The organism is Glutamicibacter sp. ZJUTW (genome assembly GCF_008370855.1).
Classification (GTDB): Bacteria; Actinomycetota; Actinomycetes; order Actinomycetales; family Micrococcaceae; genus Glutamicibacter; species Glutamicibacter nicotianae.
This window is the reverse complement of record NZ_CP043624.1, coordinates 20931-37647: the sequence shown is the minus strand read 5'-3', so window position 1 is coordinate 37647 and position 16717 is coordinate 20931. Positions and strand designations below refer to the sequence as shown.

Genomic DNA, 16717 nt, shown 5'->3' with positions numbered 1-16717 from the left:
TGCTCCTTCAGTAGTGCAGTGGGGACAGGGCCCGCACGCAGGCAGCCCATTGGCTGCTGTGCGGATCGATCCAGGTGTAGTGGTCGCCGTCGAACAGCGAGAAGCTGTGCTCCTGTCCGAGCGCGGCCGCTTTCTGGGCCGCGATGCGGGCAATTCTTGGCGGAACATCGCCATCGTCCCGTCCATGAAAGATTACGACACGGGCAGGCATTGGCCATAATTCCACCGGATTGCAGGCGCCCAGTGGCGCACCGCCGAGCATCTCCTCCACCGCGCTGTCGCTGAGCTTCAGCCGCTGGGCGGTTTCCAGGTCCAGCACCCCGGCTTGGCTGATCACCTGGGAGACCCGCTGGTCATGGGCTGCCAGCACGCAGGCCAGCTGGGCCCCGGCCGAATGGCCGATGAGCGTGATCGGCCCTTCTTCCTTGACCAGGCCCAGGGCGAGCCGGGCATCGGCCAGCATTTTCGCCGCACTGCCCGGCCCGCGCCGGTATTCGAGGTTGTAGGCGGGAATCCCGCGGGCAGCGAGATCCTGCGCCAAGGGCACGCCGAGGCTGGCCGTGTACTTCTCACGCCAGTATCCGCCGTGGATGATCATCACCGCTCCGCGGGCGGTGATGCGTTCGGGCTCGTAGAACTGGACGTACTGGTCCCGGTGCGCCCCGTAGTGCATGGCTGGCCGCCCGGCTAGTTGCCCGGGAAGACCGGCGAGCGCTTCTCGACGAAGGCGGACCGGCCTTCCACCGAGTCGGCGGTGTGGTAAGCCTGGAGGAACGCGTCGACTTCGCGACCCAGCCCCTGATGCGTGTCCAGCCCGTCCATCGAAACCATGGCGCGCTTGGCAATGGAGATAGCGGTGGGAGAGACCGCCGCGGCTTCTTCGATGGCCGCCACGGCGACGTCGAGCAGCTGCTCAGCGGGGACCACCCGGTTGGCCAGGCCGATGCGCAATGCTTCCTCGGCCTTGATGCGCCGCCCGGTGAAGATCAGCTCGCGGGCCATCGCGTTGCCCACGCGGCGCGGCAGGCGCACCATGCCGCCAAAGCCGGGCACCAGGCCCAGGTTGACTTCCGGCTGGCCGAAGCTGGCCCGCTCGGAGGCGTAGATGAAATCGCAGGCCAGCGCCAGCTCGCAGCCACCGCCCAGGGCGAAGCCATTGACTGCGGCAATGACCGGGACGTGCAGCGACTCCAGGCGCTCGGTCACGGCGTGCATCTGCTTGGCGTAAGCGGTGAACGTGGCCTCGTCCATGGAGTTCATCTGGACGATATTCGCCCCGGCGACAAAGGATTTCTCCCCGGCGCCGGTGATGATCAGTCCGCGGTATTCGTATCCGGTGGTCTCGAACCAGTCCAGGAAGGATTCAAGGTCGTTGACAACCTCTTTTGCCAGTGCGTTCAGCGACTTTGGCTGGTCTACGGTCAGGATGAGGGCCGAGCCTTGGGTGCTCAGGGTGAGGGTATCGAATTGCTTCATACCCCTAACTCTCTCACGTAACCTGCGTCACGTGATGGATTGTCAGTGGCGCTTGCGTGGCTTGGCCTTGGCCCCTTGCGGCTTCTTGGATGGGCTCTTGGCCTGCTGTTTTGCCTTGGCTTTGGCCTTTTCCTTGGCTTTCTTCTGCTCGTTGATGCGCTTGGCCTTCTGCTCCTGGTTGCGCACCGAATTCTGCCGCGAGGAGCTGGCGGTGCGTCCGCGCACGATGCCGATGAATTCCTCGAGCACTGCAGTGTCCTCGGTGGCGGTCGGCCAGGCGATGCCGACCTGGGTTGGCGAGCCGTCTTCGATGAGGCGCACCACCACGTCCTTGCGGGCGAAGAGCCGGGCGATTGACTGCGTGGTGCGCAGCACCTGGGCTCCAGAGGCGACGACCTCCATCGCTACCGGAAAGCCGCCCACGGATTGAGGGTAATCGGCCAGGTCCAGTTGCGGAAACGACTCGACGATGTCCAGCGGCACTGATTCCTCGTAGTACTCCACATCGTGGTCCTTGCCCGCGCAGACCACTTCGAGCTCCTCATAGAGCGGGATGACGTGGCGCGTCGCGTCCTTGGGCGAATCCCCGCGGTAGCGCACGAACACCGCGTCGGCCTCGCCGGCGGCCAGCAGGTCCAGGATTTCCCCCTCATCCAGGCGCCAGGCTTTCAGCTCGATGGCCGGATAACGCTCCTGGAAGCGGTCCATCCATTTGCCGGGGGTGACGCCGGTGACGTAGGCGATTCGAAGTTTCTGCACGGGTTAAGCCTACGCGCTGCCGGGTTAAATGGTGCAGGCGGGCACCGGTGCACCGGTGCCCGCCTGCGCTTGCGCAAGCTTGGAGGCCTACTTGTCGGTCTTCACGACCAGCACGTCGCATGGTGCCGAGTGGGCTACCGAGGAAGCAACGGAACCGAGCACGCGGCCCAGGCCCTTCATGCCGACGTTGCCGACGACGATCATCGAAGCCTTGCGGTCCTCGGCGTCGGAGATCAGCACGTCGCCTGGCTTGCCGTGGCCGGCTGCAGCGGTGACCTTCACGCCTGGAACGGCGTTCTTCACGTCGTTGGCCACGCGCTGTGCGAGCTTGCGGGCCTGCTCTGCGTCGTCCAGGATCCAGGTATCGGAACCGATGGAAACGACCTCGGTGTTATCCGATGCGTGAGCGGTGATGACCACCAGGTCAGCGTCCAGCTTGACGGCGAGTTCTGCGGCGCGGCGGGCAGCGCGCTGTGCGGTTTCGGAACCGTCGACGCCTACGATGATGGTTTCAGACATATTGTTCTCCTTCATATGAGTGATGCTTTAAGTGATGGGTAACACTTTATGGCCTTCAGGCCACTTTTGCTTGCAAAAAGTCCACGGCGCGCTGCCATGCGATGGCCGCCCGCTCGGGATCGTAGTTGCCGGCGGGATTCTCGTCGTTGTGGAACGCATGATTGGCGTCGTAGTAGAAGTACTGGACTTCCGCGCCTGATTCCCGGCGGATCTGCTCTTCCTGGGCCTTGGCCTGCTCTGGCGGATACATCTGGTCCAGGTTCGCGTAATGTCCCTGGATGGCGGCGCGGACACCGGAAAAATTGTTGGGTACGCCCTGGCCGATGCCGTAGAAAGGCACGGCCGCGGCAATCCTATCGCCCTGCTGGGCTGCCATCTGCAGCACGAATCCGCCACCCATGCAGAAGCCGATGACGCCAAGCTTCTGGCTGGTGACATGCTCATTGGCCAGCAGGTAGTCCACTGCACCGCCCAGCAGCTGGGCGCCAACGGCTTCCGGAAGCTCGGACATCATCTGCCCGGCTTCCTCGCCGTCATGCGTGATCCAGCCGCCATAGAGGTCCGGGGCCAGCGCCACGAAACCCTGCGCCGCCAGCCGGTCTGCCACATCGCGGATATGGTCGGTCAGCCCCCACCATTCCTGGATCACAATCACTCCGGGGCCCTTGCCGGACTCGGGCAATGCGAGATAGCCGTGCGCTTGCGTACCTGAAGAAGGGAAAGTCACGTTCTGGTGCGGGGTTTTTTCCGCCATGGCGCCTCCTGTTCTGCGATTCCCTCCAGTTTATGCAGGTCTAGGCGCGATTGGCATTGACCTGCCCCACATTGCGCAAAGTCGTTCTATTTTCCGAGCGTGACCTCTCCGATACATTCCAGCGCGTCTACCACCAGATTCCAGAAGCCTTCGTGGTCCAGGTCCACTGCCACCGAGGTATTGCAGTCGGCGGAAGCCGGCGCACGGAAGTCCGTGACTGTCATTCCCAAGGTCAGCTCGCCACGCAGCTCGACGCTCACCGGCGCCTTGACGGTACGCACCACATCCGGGTCGATCACGTAGGCCACGGCGCACGGGTCATGCACCGGCGGCGCGTCGAAGCCCTGGTGGTCGCGGTAGGCCTGGGCGAAGAAGTCCATCAGCTCGCGCACGAAGGTCGATGGCCCGGTGCCGATCTTCTCGATGCGCTCGACCACCTCGGTGGTGGCCAGCGCCTGGTGGGTCAGGTCCAAGCCGACCATGACCACCGGCCAGGCCTCGTTGAAGACGATGTGCGCTGCCTCGGGGTCGATCTTGATATTGAATTCAGCCACCGCCGACCAGTTGCCGGTGTGGTAGCCGCCGCCCATCAGCACCACTTCGCGCACGCGTTCGACGATGCGCGGTTCCTTCCGGGCGGCCAAGGCGATATTGGTCAAGGCGCCGGTGGGCACCAGGGTGATTTCACCGGGTTCATGGCTCATCACCAGATCGATGATGACGTCCACTGCGTGGCGTTCATCAAGCTCGATGCTCGATTCCGGCTGCGCTGGTCCGTCCATCCCGGAATCCCCGTGGACCTCTCCGGCGGTTTCCACCTCGCGCACCAGCGGGCGGGCGCAGCCTGCCGCGAAGGGAATGCCGGTGATCCCGGCGATGGTGCCGACGGCCAGCGCGTTGGCAGTGACCTTGTCCAGGGTCTGGTTGCCGGCCACGGTGGTCACCGCCAGCAGCTCGATTTTTGGATTGCCATGGGCAAGAATCATTGCCACGGCGTCGTCATGGCCCGGGTCGCAGTCCAAAATGATCTTGCGCGGGGCATTGCTGTCCTGGGTCATGGATTCTTCTTTCGCTCTGCCGACTGACGGCCGGCAGCTAAGTCGTGGAGGGCGGATAGTCATCCATTGATAATTCTTTCGCGCCCGCGCACTTTCGTCAAGCGCTTAACTAAAAGCGGTGGCGCACCGCGATTCCGACTACGATGGAGCCATGAAGAATGGTGAAAAGTCCGGCAACTCGCGCGCTCCGCGCCGCGTCACCGCAGCAATGGTCGCCGAACACGCCGGCGTTTCTACCGCAACGGTCTCACTTGTTGCCAACGGAAAATCAGCGGGCCGGGTATCGGCCGCGAATGAACAGCGCGTGCGCGAGTCGATTCGCGAGCTGGGCTACTTCGTCGACAGCATCGGCAGCTCGCTGGCCAAGGGCGTCAGCTCGCTGGTCGTCCTGGTGGCCCCGGACATCTCCAACCCGTTCTTCGCCAAGGTCATCGCCGGCGTGCGCTCGGTCCTGGCCAGCGACTACCAGCTGCTGCTCTCGGTCACCGATGCCGGAGTCTCCCCCAGTGCCAGCGAGACCAGGAAGATCATGGGTCTTCGCCCGGCCGGGCTGCTGGTCCATGCCCCGAGCCAGGACTTCCTCGAAGAAATCTCCAGCACCCTTCCCCTGGTGGCCCTGGATGCCCCGGGCATCGATCCGGCGATTCCCGCAGTGAATATGGATGTCGCCCAGGGCGCGCGGGATGTCGCAGCCCATTTCGCCGCACAGGGACACACCAGGGCCGCCTACCTGGATGCGAGCACCGGCACCGAGACCTTGGCCGTGCGCCGCGAAGCGTTCTTGGCAGCGGCCAAGGAATACGGCATCGAGGTCCTGCCTGCTTCTGTCGCCAGCTCGATGATCGACGTCGCCGCGGCTTCGGCGGCTTTCAGCCAGCACTGGCCCACGTGGCGGGAAGCCGGCGTAACCGCGCTGGGATGCGCAACCGACAACCACGCGTTCGGCGTGCTGCATGCCTCCCGCCAGCTTGGCCTCAGCATCCCGCAGCAGCTTGCGGTGGCCGGATTCGACGATCTGCCCTACTCGGCGACTTCCAACCCATCCATCACCACCGTGGAACTCAATGCCCAGGAAGTCGGGCGCCAAGCCGCACTGAAACTGCGTGCGCTGCTCGATGGAAAATCCCCTGATCCACTGCAGACCATGCTGCCAAGTTCACTGGTTGTCCGCGGATCGACACTGGAAAACGCAGGAGGCTAACCGATGAACATGCGCAAATGGCCCGCCAAGGTCACGGCAATCATCGCCCTGCTCGTTGCCCTGGGCCTGATCGTCATGTCCAGCGGAGTGCTCAGCCTCTTTACCGGCCCGCCACCCTCTCCGGGGTCCGGCATCGAATCTGCCGCACGAAGCCTTCCGCTACTGGATGAGCTTTCCGCTCTTTGACACCCCGGGATCGGTGCACGAGGACAAGTCGAAGCAGCACGGGCGGCGCTTGCCATCGCGCAGCTTGGAAATGCTGACATCCACTCGGCGTTCACGCGTGGAAGGGTTCTTGGTCGCTTCGACCCAGCGGACCCATTCCCAGCGGGCCATCGGGGTGAGCCCCGCCCACACCTCTTCCAGATCATCGGCGTCATCCAGGGCGCCGGCCAAGTCCTGCGGGATCCTTGCTTCCGGCCAGGTTCCGGCAACGCGAGCCGCCAATTGCACCTGCTCCCCTGCGTCGGCCGATAGCTGCGGCATCCCCTGGCTATCGAGAGCCAGCCAGTGGCCACGGCGCCCGTCGGGATCAATCACCACCGTATGCCCCTCATGCGCCTGGAGAAGTTCTACCGCGACCTGTCCTCGGCTTGGCAACTTGTCGCTTGATTCCTGGTCGAATCGGAGAATTTTCCGGTCATTGACCAGATCTACAGTTCCCTGCAGTTCGAGGATTTCATTGGATGCTGGCACCAGAATCAGCCCTTTCAGTTGCTTAAGGGCAGTCTATGGCACAGCCGCATCCAGCTTCCACGCGGCTAGACTGCTGTCATGATCCAACGCCCGGTGCTCGTCAGTTCCTGCCTTGCTGGCATCCCTTGCCGCTATAACGGCAAGGCCAAGGCCAACCCGGCGATCGTCGAAGCTGTGGCACGCGGAGATGCTGTTGCTGCCTGCGCCGAGGAATTAGGCGAACTGAGCACCCCGCGCCCGCCAGTAGAGATTTCCGGCGGCGATGGCAACGACGTGCTCGAAGGGCGGGCCGCCGTTCTCGATGTCAACGGCGAGGATGTCAGCCGGCAGTTCGTGGCTGGAGCCCAGAAGGTCGCAGATTTGGTCCAGCGCGAGGGCATCACCGAAGCGATTTTGCAGGATCGCAGCCCTTCCTGCGGCTGTGGGAGCATCTACGATGGCTCGCATTCCGGAAAACTTGTTGCAGGCGATGGGGTGCTGGCTGCGTTGCTGAAGCGCCGGGGCATCAAGGTCAGTGGATCTCCAGCAAGCTGACACACCTTGGAAGATAACGATTCAGTTGCGCTTTTAATCAAGAAAATAACCCTCGATCCGAAGATCAAGGGTTATTTTCCATTCGTGCGCGAGGGGGGACTTGAACCCCCACGACCTTGCGATCACTGGCACCTGAAGCCAGCGCGTCTACCAATTCCGCCACTCGCGCTTATTCTGTTTTCGTTGCCTTCGTTCTTTGCAACAAGAAATAGCTTACACACACATTTTCCGTTCACCTAATCGAAACCCTCATTTGTGGCTAGCGACACATGGGAAACCTTTTTAGTGCCTTTATCGTTGATACTGACGCACTTGAGCCGTTCAAGGATTTTTCGGCATTTGCACAGCTGAAAACAGTAAGATCGAATATGAAGTTCTGCGTTCATAGCTCGGAAAGGATGACCGCAGGCTCGTAATAACTAGCCATGGACCCTAAGGAAGGAGCACGAATAATGGGCTTTCTCGACAATGTCGAACGCGGCTTAGAGAAGGTCGTCACTAGCTTCTTTCGTGGCACCAGCACCGCAGATCTAAAGCCAGTCGAACTGACTACCGCGCTACGCAATGACATGGACCGCGGAATCATGCCGATTAGCGAAGGCCGCAGCCTTGCGGCCAATGACTTCGTAGTCTCGCTGAGCACCAAGGACTACAACACCGCCAAGGGCTGGGGCCAGGGTGTCGTCAATGAAATGGCAAAGGTCACCGCCGAGCATGCCGCCACCCAGGACTATTCAGTTCATGGCGACATCATGATCCATTTCGTCTCCAATGATGATTTCAAGCCCGGTGAGATGGAAATCTCCAGCTCGGTCAAGGAATCCAGCTCACGCCCAGCGGCTTCGGCACCGGTCAAGGAGCGGGCATCCGCGCCAGCGGCACCGGCAGCTCCATCAGCAACCCCTCCAACCACCGCGCAGCCACGCCCAACGGTGCGTCCGATTGCAGAGATCCCCAAGAGGCCCGTGCAGAAGCAGGCCATCCTTGAGGTTGCCGGTCAGAGGTACGCCCTGCATCACCACTCGATCGTGCTGGGCCGTTCGGCCAGCACCGATATTCCGGTGGACGACTCCGGCGTTTCCCGGCAGCACGCTCGTGTCGAAACCCGTGGCAAGACCAGTTTCGTCGTCACCGATCTGGGTTCAACCAACGGAACCTACGTGGACGGCAAGAAGATTTCGGAAGAAACCCGTATATTTGACGGTTCGGTCATTACTATCGGACAGACGAAAATCGTCTTCCGGCTGATTACCTCGAACAACGGAGGCCGCGCGTGAACGATCTGGTTCTAAGCCTGTTCCGATTGGGCTTTTTGGTCCTCATCTGGCTGCTCGTTTTAAGCGTTGTCGGATCGATGCGCCGCGACTTGGCTATCGGTTCACGGGCCCGCACCGGCAAGCCCAGCGCTCGTGAACTGAAGAAGAACCCGGAACTGGCGGAACCAGAAGTCCCCGCGCGCAAGGCGGCCACCTCATTGGAAGTCGTCGAGGGCCCGCTGGCTGGCAGCAGCATTCCGCTACGCGGCCAGCCGATCATGTTCGGCCGCGCCCAGGATGCCACCGTAGTTCTCGATGACGACTACGCTTCGGGACGCCATGCCCGCCTGTTCCCCCAGGGATCACGCTGGTTCATCGAGGATCTCGGTTCAACCAACGGCACCTTCGTGGGTGACAACCAGCTCTCACGCGCCCAGGCAGTGGAGCCCGGCCAGCGAATCCGCATCGGGAAGACTGTCCTGGAATTGAAGGCCTAGCCTATGGCCCTCAAACTCAAATTTGCGGCGAAATCCGATGTTGGCCGGGTGCGCAAGAAGAATGACGACTCGGCCTATGCCGGCGAGTACCTGGCGGTCCTTGCCGACGGCATGGGCGGACACGTCGGCGGCGACGTCGCTTCGGCCTCTACCGTGCTCGATCTGGTGCATCTGGACCACGAAGCCACCGCGGATCCGCAGAATGCGTTGCCGGACGAAATCCAGGCCGCCAATCTGGTGCTCAATGAACTCGTCGGCGCCAATCCGAAGCTGTCGGGCATGGGCACGACCGTCACTTCCCTGCTGCTCTCGGGCGACACCCTGCACATGGCGCACATCGGCGACTCCCGCGCCTACCGCTTGAAGCACGGTGAGTTCGAGCAGATCAGCAAGGACCACACCTTTGTCCAGCGGCTCGTCGACGAAGGCCGCATCAAGCCGGCCGAAGCCGAGGTCCACCCGCATAAGAATGTGCTTTTGCGCGTGCTCGGCGACTCGGACGCGTCTCCCGAGCTGGATGTCGAGAGATTCACGGCAGAACCGGGCGAACGCTGGATGCTGTGCTCCGACGGACTCACCGACGCGGTGCCGGTTCCGGTGATCGAGCAGATCATCCGCACCACCGCCGACATGGATGAAGCGGTCAACGACCTGGTTGCCATCACGCTGAAGAATGGCGCGCCGGATAATGTCACCGTGGTGATGTTCGAGGTCATCGAGAACTCCGCCCTTGACGGCGAGGCGCCGGCCGAGCCGGAGCCCGCGCCGGATACCGGCCAGCTCACCATCGCCGCCGAAGGAGATGTCGAAGCCAGCGCATCGCTGCTTCGCCATGAGATTTCCCAGCGCCCCCACCTGCTGGTGGGCGCTGCCCAGCTGGCAACGCAGACCGGGCAAATCCCGGTGGTTACCCAGCACACCGGCGAACGACGCGCTGCAGCCTTGCTGACCCACCGTTCCCCGGCTGCCGGCGAGGTGCTCGATCCGCTGGAAGCTCCGGTGCAGCATCGACGCTGGCTGATGCCGATCCTGCTGACCCTCACGGCCTTCCTCGTCGTAGCCCTGGCCGTCTGGGGCTACATGTGGACCCAAACCCAGTACTTCGTGGGCGCCGTCGATGGCAAGGTCGCCATCTACAAGGGCGTCCCGCAAGAACTTGGGCCGATCTCGCTCTCCGAAGTCGACACCGTCAGCAAGGTGCCGCTGGAAGCCCTGCCGGAGTATTCGCGCCAGCGCGTTGAGTCGACCATCTCGGCCGAGAACCAACAGCATGCCCAGATGATCATCCAGGAACTTCTGGTCACCGCGAAGCAGAACTGCCCGGTCACCGTTCCCGGATCCTCGGATTCCGCCAACCAGCTCGAACTGCCCGCCTACTGCCAGGAGATAATGCAATGACCGAAGTGCAAACCGCACCGGTGCCTCGGCGCAATCTCGAGCTGCTGCTGGTGCTTCTTGCCCTGTGCGTCGGAGGTGCTGCGTTTTATCTTGTCGGCAGCTCCACCGAGGACGTCGACAATACCGATTTCTACGTGCAGATGAGCATCCTGGCGGGGCTATCCCTCACGGTCCACGTGCTGCTGCGCATCTTCGCAAAATATGCTGACCCGGTAATACTTCCGATCACGATTGCGTTGAACTCCCTTGGCCTAGCCATGATTCACCGCATTGACTTGGCAAAAGGAACTTCGCAGTCGGCTCGCCAGCTGCTGTGGACAGCCATTGCGATCGTCATTGCATCGGTAGTCCTCTGGGCCATCAAGGATCACCGGATACTGCGGCGCTTCACCTATATCGCCCTACTGGCATCCATTGTCCTGCTCTTGCTTCCGCTGATTCCAGGGCTCGGCGTAACCATTAACGGCGCCCGAATCTGGATCCGTATGGGAATGTTCTCCTTGCAACCAGGCGAACTCGCGAAGATCACCCTGTCGATCTTCTTCGCCGGGTATCTCTCGTCGAACCGCGACTTGATCCTGATGGCCGGACGCAAATTCGGGCCGCTGCAGCTGCCTCGCCTGCGCGACATGGCTCCGATGGTGATTGCCTGGCTGCTGTCCATCGGCGTGCTCGTGGTGCAGCGCGACCTCGGCTCCGCGATCCTCTTCTTCGGCCTGTTCATCGTGATGATCTATGTGGCCACTGCCCGGATCTCCTGGGTGCTCATTGGCGCCTTGATGGTTGTCGCCGGCGGCGTGGTCGCGGGCCTGACCATGGGCCACGTGACCCGCCGCTTGGACGTATGGCTAAATGCCTTCGACCCTGAGATCTACCAGGCCACAGGCGGCAGCATGCAGATCGTCGAGGGCCTGTTCGGCATGGCCGACGGCGGCCTGTTCGGCACCGGCCTGGGCGCTGGTTCGCCATACCGGGTGCCGCTGGCCAACTCGGACATGATCATTGCCTCCTTCGGGGAGGAAATCGGCCTGATCGGCGTGTCAGCGATCATCCTGCTCTACATGCTGCTGATCTCCCGCGGCCTGCGTGCCGCCCTGGGGTCTGCCGATAGCTTCGGCAAGCTGCTGGCTGCCGGGTTGTCCTTCACCCTGGGCCTGCAGTGCATCGTGATCATCGGCGGCGTTACCCGGCTGATCCCGCTGACCGGCCTGGCCACGCCATTCATGGCAGCTGGCGGCTCCTCGCTGCTGGCGAACTGGATCATCATCTCGCTGCTGCTATTGATCTCCCACAACTCGCGCCGCCCGAAGACCGGCGGCGTAGGACCAACCGATGAATTCGCATCTGCCAGCACGACCCTTACCTCAAGCACCAAGGCGGTGACGAAGAAGTGAATCATGCAATCAAGCGCGTTTGGGTTGCGCTAACCGTCCTGTTCGTCATCTGCCTGGGCGGTTTGAGCTATATCCAGTTCTTCGACGCCGAGTCGCTCTCGGAGAATGCGCTGAACAAGCGTGAGCTCTACCGCGAGTTCGACCTGCCCCGCGGGGCGATCCTGGTTGACGGCAAGCCGATTGCCGAATCGGTACCGACCGATGACGGCCAATTCGAATTCCAGCGCGTGTACAACGACGCGGAAACCTACGCCCACCTGACTGGCTACTATTCGCTGGCCAACGGCACCACTCAGCTCGAATCGCAGTTGAATGACTGGTTGACCGGCACGAGCTCGGATCTGCTCTTCGACCGGCTCTCTGCCATGTTCACCGGCACCCGTTCCGAGGGCGCCTCGGTCGAGCTGACCATTGACGGCCAGCTGCAGAAGACTGCCTTCGAAGCGATCCCTGAGGGCCTGAAGGCCACGATCATCGTGACCAATCCGAAGACCGGCGACATCCTGGCGATGGCTTCCAAGCCTAGCTATAACACGAACCGGCTGGCGGTGCACTCGACCGCCAAGGCGGCCGAGAACCTGAAGGAAATCAGCAACATCGATGGCCTGAGCCCCTACCGGAATCCGGCCATCAGCAGCTTGATCACTCCCGGATCATCGTTCAAGATCATCAGCACCGTCGCGGCGCTGGAATCCGGCAAGTTCGACATGGACACCCCCATCGACAACCCGGTATCGAAGAATTATCCGCATACGAACAAGCCATTGAACAACTTCAACGAGGGCATCTGCGCGCGCGACACCCGCGCCAAGCTCGAGTTCATCTTCGCGCAGAGCTGCAACACCCCGTTCATCGAGATCAGCCAGACAGTCGGCAAGGATGCCTTCACCGAGGTGGCCGAGCGCTTCGGCTACGGCCAGCAGCTGAACATCCCGCAGAATGTCGTGCCGAGCGAGTTCCCGTCGGCCGAGGCATCTGAAGCACAGATGGCGCAGATGGCCATCGGTGAATGGGAAAACAAGGCCACGCCGCTGCAGATGAACATGGTTGCCATGGCCATCGCCAACGACGGCGTGATCATGAAGCCGAACCTGATCGACAAGGTCATCGCACCGGATCTGCGGGTCATCGAGGATCCGAAGCCGGAGAAGTTCTCCACGGCCACCACCCCGGAAGTCGCCGAACAGCTCACCGAGCTGATGGAAGGCCCGGTGCTGCGCGGCACGGCGATGAACGCCCGGGTTCCCGGCGTGGATTTCCGCGCCAAGACCGGCACCTCGCAGCGACCCTCAGTGGACGGAGTCCGCATGGTGAATTCCTGGATGACCGGTTTCGCGCCGGCCGATGACCCGCAGGTGGCCATCACGGTCAATATCCAAGACGTAGATTACGACACCGGCCACAACACGGCGGGTGCACTGATGAAGACGATGTTAGAGGCGGTGTTCAACAAGTGAGGCCAGTAACCGGCACCACCTTGGGCGGTCGTTACAAGCTGACCGATCGCATTGCGATCGGCGGCATGGGCGAAGTTTGGAAGGCGCGAGACCAGGTCCTTGGACGTCTGGTAGCGATCAAGATCCTCAAAGAGGAATACACCGACAACGAGAGCTTCCTGACGCGTTTCCGCGTGGAAGCCCGCCACACCGCGCTGCTGAATCACCCCGGCATCGCTGGCGTCTTCGACTACGGCGAGGAACAGGGATCCGCCTATCTGGTGATGGAACTCGTTCCCGGCCCGCCGCTGTCCACCATCATCGAACGAGAGCGCAAGCTCGAGGTGGACCGCACGCTCTCGCTGATCGCGCAGACCGCCCGCGCGCTAGCAGCAGCCCACGAGCACGGCCTGGTGCACCGCGATGTGAAGCCGGGCAACATCCTGGTGATGCCTTCGGGCGTCGTCAAGATCACCGACTTCGGCATTGCCCGCCTTGCCGACCAGGTTCCGCTGACCGCCACCGGACAGGTCATGGGCACCGCCCAGTACCTGGCTCCGGAACAGGCCACCGGCCAGATTGCCACCGGCAGCTCCGACATCTACGCCTTGGGCGTCATCGGCTACGAGTGCCTGGCAGGACGGCGTCCGTTCACCGGCGAATCGCAGATCGCCATTGCCCTGGCACAGGTCAACGACGCTCCCCCTGCCCTGCCCGACACCATCCCGGCCCCGGTTCGCCAGCTGATCATGTCGATGCTGGCCAAGAACCCGTCGGAACGCCCGAAGGATGCAACCGCACTGGCGAAGGCCGCAGATGCGCTGCGCGCCGGCGACACCAATACCGCTACCTTGGCGGTTCCCGGCATGCTGGCCACCGGTATCGCCACCGACGCGACCCAAGTGGTCAACATGGATGACGATGCCACCCAGGCGGTGCCGCAGGCCGATTCCGCCCCGACCATGACCAATGCCATGCCCACCGTGGTGGAACCTGACCGCAATGCCAGCGGCTTCTCCGGTTCCAGCGCCGCTGCCGGCGGATTCGATGACGAGGACGTGGATACCCAGGATCCTGCTCGCGAGGCTGGCGCCAAGCGCAGCCCGTGGCTGGTCCCGCTGATCGTGATCATCGCGCTGGCTGCGGTGATCGCCTTGCTGGCATGGCTGATCCCTGCCATGAGCAGCGACAATGACAACCAGCCGACGTCGTCGCCGACGCAGAGCACCGAGCTGTCCGATTCCTCGTCTCCAACCGAGGAATCGACCGAGCCGACCGAGGAAACCACCGAAGCCTCGGAGACCTCCGACTCCCCATCGCCGACCCCGAGTGAAACCGTCACCTATGTAGATGTTCCGGCGTCGCTGATCGGCCAGGATATCGACACTGTGACCGCGGAACTCGAGGGCATGGGCCTGGTCGTTGACGCGACCCCGCAGGAAACCAGCGAGTACGAGCCGCGCGAAGTGATTTCCCTGAACCCTACCGGCAGTGTTGCACAAGGCGAAACCGTTTCGGTGACCTATGCCATGGCCCCTGAAACCGTTGGCGTGCCATCGGTGACCGGCATGAGCTTCGAAGCCGCGCAGAAGCGCATCCAGGACGCTGGACTGGCCGTGGCCAAGGGCGAGGAACGCCCCGACCCATCCGTCGCCGGCACCGTGCTGGCGCAGGACGTTCCCGCCGGCAGCGAAGTCGAGCCGGGCACCACGATCACCCTGGATATTTCCACCGGTCCAGAAGAAACCGAGCCAACCGGGTCCGCCACCGAGTCGGCATCTGAATCCCCAGAAGCCGCAGAGCCGGAGCAAAGCGAAGCGCCATGAGTGAAGTCGAAGCTTTGCCTCCTGGCTTGCCGCGAATGATCAACGACCGCTATGAGATCGAATCGCTGATTGGCCGTGGCGGCATGGCGGATGTGTATCTCGCCACCGACCACGTGCTGTCGCGCAAGGTGGCGGTCAAGGTGCTGCGCCCGGATACCGCCGGCAACCCCATGGTGGTCAATAGATTCCGCCGTGAGGCCAAGGCCGTCGCTGGCCTGAGCCACCCGAATATCGTTGCCGTGTACGACACCGGCGAGCTGCCGGCCACCGAGTACAACCGTGAGCGCCTGCCATTCATGGTGATGGAATACGTGACCGGACGTACCCTGAAGCAGGTAATCGCTGCGGGCGATGTCGATGGCTCCGTGGCAGTGCACATCACCCGCGGCGTTTGCGATGCCCTGGATCATTCGCATAACAACAACGTCGTCCACCGCGATATCAAGCCGGCCAATGTGATGGTGACCGATTCCGGCCACGTGAAGCTGATGGATTTCGGCATTGCCCGTGCCTTGGATACGTCGGCAACCATGACGCAGACCGCTGCCGTAGTGGGGACAGCCCAGTATTTCTCGCCCGAGCAGGCCCGCGGCGAACAGGTCGATTTCCGTTCGGACATCTACTCGGTTGGCTGCCTGTTCTACGAGCTGGTGACCCACCAGCCTCCATTTACCGGCGATTCGCCGGTGTCGGTCGCCTACCAGCACGTTGGCGAGATTCCCTCGGCGCCAAGCGAGGTCAAGCACGGCGTCGACCCGATCTTCGACCCAATCGTCGCCAAGGTCCTCTCCAAGGAACGCGACGACCGGTTCCAGAGCGCCGGAGCTTTCGCCTCGGCGTTGGAGGATGCGCTGAACGGCATCGAATTCCATGATGACGAGCCGGAGCCATCCACCTACACCTTGCCGATTTACGGCACCCACCATGAGGCTGAAACCGGCTTCATCGCGCAGTCTGCGCCACGAACGAGCCAGCACCCGGTCTTCGTGGAAGACGAGGCACCTGAGCCGCCTGCACGGCACAAGTCCAACCGCGGCCTAATCATCTTGCTGACCGTCATCGCCCTGATTGCCGTGGGCATCGCCAGCTTCCTAGTGATCCGCTCGATCCAGGCGGAAGCTGAAAAGCGTGCCCCGATCGCAGTACCCGAGGTCCTTGAAATGTCCGAGGACGACGCAAGGGAATTGCTGCGCGATAACACCTTCCAGGTGCGTGTAGAGCGCGAATTCAGCGATGACGTAGAACAGGGCAAGGCGACCCGTACCGATCCGGAAGCAGGATCCATGGTCGCCAAGGAGTCCACGGTCGCCCTGTACATCTCCGACGGCTCAGAGCAGCGCACGATTCCCGAGGATCTGGCGAACCAGTCCGAGACAGCTGCCCGCGATGCCCTGCGCGAAGCAGGCCTGGAAGTTGGCGAAGTCAGCCGGGAGAACTCTGCAACGGTTCCCACCGACTGGGTCATCGGCACCAGCCCTGAGCTGGGGTCCAAGGTGAAGGCCGGCAGCGAAGTCGATTTGATCCTGTCTACCGGCATGGTGACCGTTCCGGTGGTGACCGAGATGAGCCGCGAGGAAGCTGAAGAAAAGCTCTCGGCAGATGATGTCGGGCTGGAAGTCCAGTTCGTTGAGGTGGAAACCGATGACTACGCCGAGGGAACACTGTTCAAGCAGTCCCCCGAAGCCTCCGAGGACGTGCCCCAGGGAAGCCTGGTGAAGATTTCCGTGGCCAAGGCACCGCCAGCGCCCGAGCCTTCCGAAGAACCATCGTCTAGCGAGTCCGAATCATCGGATCCATCCGAATCCGATGATCCAACCGAGGATGCTTCGCCAACCAGCGATGCCCCGGCTCCTCCCAACGGGAATGGCCGGCCAGACCGGACCGGACCACCACGGGAAAATGACTGAGACTAG

17 protein-coding genes and 1 tRNA gene are annotated in these 16717 nt (G+C 62.5%); 10 read left to right on the top strand and 8 right to left on the bottom strand.

Features of this window, described 5'->3' with window-relative positions; translation table 11 throughout:
* Positions 1–7: 7 nt before the first annotated feature.
* The 6 genes from F0M17_RS00200 to F0M17_RS00175 all read right to left on the bottom strand — a co-directional run bounded on the left by F0M17_RS00200 (position 8) and on the right by F0M17_RS00175 (position 4566).
* Positions 8–673 (bottom strand): alpha/beta hydrolase, encoded by a 666-nt coding sequence (locus F0M17_RS00200; protein WP_052253932.1) that lies wholly within the window; start codon positions 671–673, stop codon positions 8–10.
* Between the two features lie 14 nt (positions 674–687).
* Positions 688–1476 (bottom strand): enoyl-CoA hydratase/isomerase family protein, encoded by a 789-nt coding sequence (locus F0M17_RS00195; protein WP_052253933.1) that lies wholly within the window; start codon positions 1474–1476, stop codon positions 688–690.
* Between the two features lie 42 nt (positions 1477–1518).
* A complete protein-coding gene (locus tag F0M17_RS00190; protein ID WP_149596076.1) occupies positions 1519–2235 on the bottom strand; it encodes a LysR family transcriptional regulator substrate-binding protein in 717 nt (238 codons plus the stop codon).
* A gap of 87 nt (positions 2236–2322) precedes the next feature.
* Positions 2323–2754, bottom strand: a complete 432-nt coding sequence (locus F0M17_RS00185; protein ID WP_073707201.1) for a universal stress protein — start codon at positions 2752–2754, stop codon at positions 2323–2325.
* A gap of 55 nt (positions 2755–2809) precedes the next feature.
* On the bottom strand, positions 2810–3508 hold the full coding sequence (locus F0M17_RS00180; RefSeq protein WP_073707200.1) for a dienelactone hydrolase family protein: 699 nt from the start codon (positions 3506–3508) through the stop codon (positions 2810–2812).
* Positions 3509–3594: 86 nt separating this feature from the next.
* Complete coding sequence (locus F0M17_RS00175) at positions 3595–4566, bottom strand: nucleoside hydrolase (protein ID WP_073707199.1); 972 nt, start codon at positions 4564–4566, stop codon at positions 3595–3597.
* Positions 4567–4717: 151 nt separating this feature from the next.
* Here F0M17_RS00175 and F0M17_RS00170 point away from each other — a divergent pair, with 151 nt between their 5' ends.
* Positions 4718–5767, top strand: coding sequence for a LacI family DNA-binding transcriptional regulator (locus tag F0M17_RS00170; protein WP_073707198.1), 1050 nt, complete (start codon positions 4718–4720; stop codon positions 5765–5767).
* 3 nt (positions 5768–5770) lie between these two features.
* A complete protein-coding gene (locus tag F0M17_RS00165) occupies positions 5771–5953 on the top strand; it encodes a hypothetical protein (RefSeq protein WP_149596075.1) in 183 nt (60 codons plus the stop codon).
* On the opposite strand, the gene F0M17_RS00160 is transcribed toward F0M17_RS00165, so the two are convergent.
* Positions 5927–6463, bottom strand: a complete 537-nt coding sequence (locus F0M17_RS00160) for a YdeI/OmpD-associated family protein (RefSeq protein WP_073707196.1) — start codon at positions 6461–6463, stop codon at positions 5927–5929. The two genes, F0M17_RS00165 and F0M17_RS00160, sit on opposite strands and share 27 nt — an antisense overlap.
* Positions 6464–6541: 78 nt before the next feature.
* Here F0M17_RS00160 and F0M17_RS00155 point away from each other — a divergent pair, with 78 nt between their 5' ends.
* Positions 6542–6997 carry a DUF523 domain-containing protein gene (locus F0M17_RS00155; RefSeq protein ID WP_149596074.1) on the top strand — a complete coding sequence of 152 codons (456 nt, stop codon included), beginning with the start codon at positions 6542–6544 and terminating at the stop codon, positions 6995–6997.
* Positions 6998–7082: 85 nt separating this feature from the next.
* Here the strand turns inward: F0M17_RS00155 and F0M17_RS00150 are convergent.
* Positions 7083–7166: transfer RNA gene (locus F0M17_RS00150), tRNA-Leu, on the bottom strand.
* A 283-nt stretch (positions 7167–7449) separates the two neighbouring features.
* Between F0M17_RS00150 and F0M17_RS00145 the strand changes: the two genes are divergently transcribed.
* The 7 genes from F0M17_RS00145 to pknB are packed head-to-tail and all read left to right on the top strand — an operon-like array spanning position 7450 to position 16711.
* Positions 7450–8274, top strand: a complete 825-nt coding sequence (locus F0M17_RS00145; RefSeq protein ID WP_038992705.1) for a DUF3662 and FHA domain-containing protein — start codon at positions 7450–7452, stop codon at positions 8272–8274.
* A complete protein-coding gene (locus F0M17_RS00140; RefSeq protein WP_038992707.1) occupies positions 8271–8750 on the top strand; it encodes an FHA domain-containing protein in 480 nt (159 codons plus the stop codon). Before F0M17_RS00145 ends, F0M17_RS00140 begins: the two co-directional genes overlap by 4 nt.
* 3 nt (positions 8751–8753) lie before the next feature.
* Positions 8754–10148: a PP2C family serine/threonine-protein phosphatase gene (locus tag F0M17_RS00135; RefSeq protein ID WP_038992709.1), complete on the top strand. Its 1395-nt coding sequence runs from the start codon at positions 8754–8756 to the stop codon at positions 10146–10148.
* Positions 10145–11542 (top strand): FtsW/RodA/SpoVE family cell cycle protein, encoded by a 1398-nt coding sequence (locus F0M17_RS00130; RefSeq protein ID WP_073707194.1) that lies wholly within the window; start codon positions 10145–10147, stop codon positions 11540–11542. The genes F0M17_RS00135 and F0M17_RS00130 overlap by 4 nt, the downstream gene beginning before the upstream one ends.
* Entirely contained in the window at positions 11539–12999 is a 1461-nt protein-coding gene (locus F0M17_RS00125; RefSeq protein WP_038992712.1) for a penicillin-binding protein 2, read from the top strand. Before F0M17_RS00130 ends, F0M17_RS00125 begins: the two co-directional genes overlap by 4 nt.
* Complete coding sequence (locus F0M17_RS00120) at positions 12996–14804, top strand: protein kinase (protein ID WP_149596073.1); 1809 nt, start codon at positions 12996–12998, stop codon at positions 14802–14804. Before F0M17_RS00125 ends, F0M17_RS00120 begins: the two co-directional genes overlap by 4 nt.
* Positions 14801–16711 carry a Stk1 family PASTA domain-containing Ser/Thr kinase gene (pknB, locus tag F0M17_RS00115; protein ID WP_149596072.1) on the top strand — a complete coding sequence of 637 codons (1911 nt, stop codon included), beginning with the start codon at positions 14801–14803 and terminating at the stop codon, positions 16709–16711. Before F0M17_RS00120 ends, pknB begins: the two co-directional genes overlap by 4 nt.
* Positions 16712–16717 lie beyond the last annotated feature (6 nt).